The sequence below is a fragment of the Bacteroides sp. 1_1_30 genome, from assembly GCF_020982715.1.
GTDB classification, from domain to species: domain Bacteria; phylum Bacteroidota; class Bacteroidia; order Bacteroidales; family Bacteroidaceae; genus Bacteroides; species Bacteroides xylanisolvens.
This window is the reverse complement of the sequence record NZ_JAJKHN010000179.1, coordinates 1-2946: the sequence shown is the minus strand read 5'-3', so window position 1 is coordinate 2946 and position 2946 is coordinate 1. Positions and strand designations below refer to the sequence as shown.

The 2946-nt window shown below is 54.4% G+C and carries 3 protein-coding genes and 2 pseudogenes; all 5 read left to right on the top strand.

The features are described 5' to 3' along the window. Positions 1-297: pseudogene (locus LPH68_RS25915) on the top strand (hypothetical protein); the annotation flags it as partial. Further along, positions 294-869 carry a hypothetical protein gene (locus tag LPH68_RS25910; RefSeq protein ID WP_230297246.1) on the top strand — a complete coding sequence of 192 codons (576 nt, stop codon included), beginning with the start codon at positions 294-296 and terminating at the stop codon, positions 867-869. The pseudogene LPH68_RS25915 and the gene LPH68_RS25910, both read left to right, overlap by 4 nt. Before the next feature lie 3 nt (positions 870-872). Then, positions 873-1361, top strand: a complete 489-nt coding sequence (locus LPH68_RS25905; RefSeq protein WP_149949491.1) for a hypothetical protein — start codon at positions 873-875, stop codon at positions 1359-1361. A gap of 38 nt (positions 1362-1399) precedes the next feature. Then, complete coding sequence (locus LPH68_RS26895) at positions 1400-1612, top strand: hypothetical protein (RefSeq protein WP_149949492.1); 213 nt, start codon at positions 1400-1402, stop codon at positions 1610-1612. Then, positions 1609-2946 (top strand): annotated as a pseudogene (locus tag LPH68_RS25895) (viral A-type inclusion protein); the annotation flags it as partial. The gene LPH68_RS26895 and the pseudogene LPH68_RS25895, both read left to right, overlap by 4 nt.

Sequence of the window (2946 nt, the reverse complement as noted above, 5' to 3'; positions counted from 1 at the left end):
CGTAAGCTTCCTGAAGGTGCCGTGTACCGTGGCAAGAGCGGACAGGCCAACCTGACCGTAGGCAGTGACGGCAAGGGAAACCTTGTGGCCGAAGCCTCGTGCGACAGTCTGCAGCAGCTGGTGCTGTGGTATGAAGAAGAGCTGACACGCATCCGGAGCGAGACCAGGAACGAAACTTCGAATGACGTTCAAACAGTAGAAAAACGCCCTCCGAACCGGATGCGGACGTTTATCACAGGTGTATTGGCCGGCTTATTGGCCGGTGTGTTATTAACCATCAAACTTTATAAACGATGAACAAGAATTTCATGTACGGCATAGGAGCCGTAAAGTATAAGGATTTCACAATCGGGTATATTGAAAAGAACTCGTTTGACCTGGGCGGCAAGAAACCCGAGGCCGCGAAGATCGAGGCCGAACAGGTGCAGGGTGCCCCGGTGCTGGTCATCCCACAGAGTAACGGCGGCATCGCCCCGACGTTCAATGTGATCCAGATGAACTATTCGAACCTGCACAAACTGCTTGGCGGCAGCCTGCATTATAAGAAAGAAGACTCGGAAAAGAAAACTCCGATCGGCTGGACAGCCCCGTCGGAGGTGCTTGTCATGCAGGGACCATGGGAACTCTCCCTCATGTCCGGACAGAGCGTACTGATTCCCAACGCCACGCTGCTTTCCAATCCTGCAGGCAAGCTGACCCTTACAGAAACCTCCAAGATAGAGGTTACGCTCGAAGTGGCGATGCCGGAGGACGGTTCGCAGCCTTACGGCGTGTTCGATACGGAAGCAATACCGGACGAGTGGGGGCAGTACAAGCTGCCGCCGGCGGAAGCCGCGGCTGCAGCATCGCTCCAAAGTGAGGAGGGCTAACGTATGGCTGACCGTTTGGAACAACTGATAGAGATGGAGTGTGCGGACGCGCTGCTTGACAGCGGCGTGTCCGTACCTCTTAAAAGGTGGAAGCTTCCGTGGCTGAAACGCCCGGTGGAGATGCGTGTGACGATGAAGCGTCCGAGGCTGCGGGGTCAGATTCTGCTGGCGCGGGAATACCTGAAGATGGGCGTTGCGCCCGGCTGGCAGCCGAAGGACAAGACCGAGGAACTGGCCTTTGTAGCGGAACATGGCAAGGCTGTGAGCCGTCTGCTGGCCTATACGGTATGCCGGGGCTACGTGTCGCGGCACGTGGGCATCGGGGTGACAGCGTGGGTACTGCGGAACTTTGTGGAGTGGCGTTATCTGACGGCCATGTTCCGAACATTCGAGCGTCTGATGGGCACGAAGGATTTTATGCGTATTATCAGCTCGACAGCGCGGGCGAACCCGATGACTCCGAGACTGAGCCAGGCAAGGAAGGGGAGTTAAGAACCTGGTATGAAGGTTCCCATAGCCCTTTCGGCTTCGTGTGGCAGATTGCATCGGCGACCGGCTGGAGCGTGGATTACATCCTTGATGGGGTGAATTACCAGACGCTGATCATGATGCTGAGCGACGCGCCCCGCTACAAGCGCAAGAAGTCGGGTACTTCGGGCGGAAACGGTGCTCCCAGCCCGGAACACAGCGCCGAGGATGAAGCGAACGATATAGTAGGATTTTTTCAAAGCAAACTGGAATGAGCAAACCTGTAGAAGTTGAATTTTTGATGAAGGACAAACTCACGCCCGGCATGAACAAGGCCGAACGTGAGGCGCTGGAACTGCGTAATACCGTCAGGCTGCTGGAGGCTGAACTGGAAAGGCTGCGCCTTGCCGGGGAGACGGCTGCCCCCAATCTGGACCAGAGTGCCAATATCGCGCAGATCCATGCACTGGAGAAGCAGCTTGAGGAATTGCGCGGCAAACTGAAACTGCTGCAGGAGGAATCGGAATCCGTGCAGGTCACCCCTGCAGACATGCCCAATGCACAGCGCCAGTTCAACGGGCTTCACAACAGCATCCAGCAGATGGCCCGTGAAATGCCTTCTTTGGCCATGGGACCGCAGATGTTCTTTCTGGCCATATCCAACAACCTGCCGATTTTTACGGACGAACTGGCCCGTGCCCGTAAGGAATATGATGAGCTGCAGAAGTCAGGCAAGAAAGGCACACCGGTATGGAAACAGGTCCTGTCCTCGCTCTTTTCCTGGCAGACGGCCATGACCACCGGCATCATGCTGCTGGTAATGTACGGTGATGAAATCTGGGATTGGACGAAAAACCTGTTCAGTGCCAAAAAAGGCGTGGATGAATTCAACATATCAGTCAAGGAAATGACCGAGATAGAGAAGGACGGCCGTGCCCAGATGGTGCGTACCCGCTTCGAACTGAAATCGGTCATCGATGAAATAAAGAACTTCACCGGCAGCAAGGAACAGGAAAAGGCGAAGGTAGAGGAACTGAACCGCAAGTACGGGGAATCTTTCGGGTATTATAAAACACTTTCCGAATGGTATGATACCCTTATCCAAAAGAGCGAGGACTATGTACAGGTTCTGCTGCACCAGGCCAATGTCCAGAACCTTGTAAAAAAAGCTGCAGAAGCCGATGAAGAGGTGAATAAAATCAAGGCGCAGAAACCGGAAGAGGCTGAAAGCGCCATGGGTTTTTTCGGGAAATGGGGACAATATATCATGCAGTCAAGCATGGCAGAATCCGGGCAGTTCTATGACGCACAGGCTGCCATTAAGAAACATGATCAGGAAGCTTATGACATACTGTTGAAAAATGCCGAAAACAAACGCGACGGTTATCTGAAAAAAGCGGAGGAAGAGGTAAGGAAAGCCGCAGAAGCCGCCAAAAAAGGAAATATCGGCGGACATACCGACCCCGAACAGTCCGGGAAGAATCCGGAAGCGGAAGCCAAGCAACGGCTGGCCACAGAGCGCAGGCTGGCGAAGGATCTTGCCGCCCTGCAGGCCGAGAACCGGAAGGAAGAGATAGACCGCATGCAAGCCGGTACCGAAAAGAAACTG

Coding starts and splice junctions, on each gene's coding strand:
- LPH68_RS25905 (WP_149949491.1), top strand. CDS start 873: ATGGCTGACCGTTTGGAACAACTGATAGAGATGGAGTGTGCGGACGCG.
- LPH68_RS25910 (WP_230297246.1), top strand. CDS start 294: ATGAACAAGAATTTCATGTACGGCATAGGAGCCGTAAAGTATAAGGAT.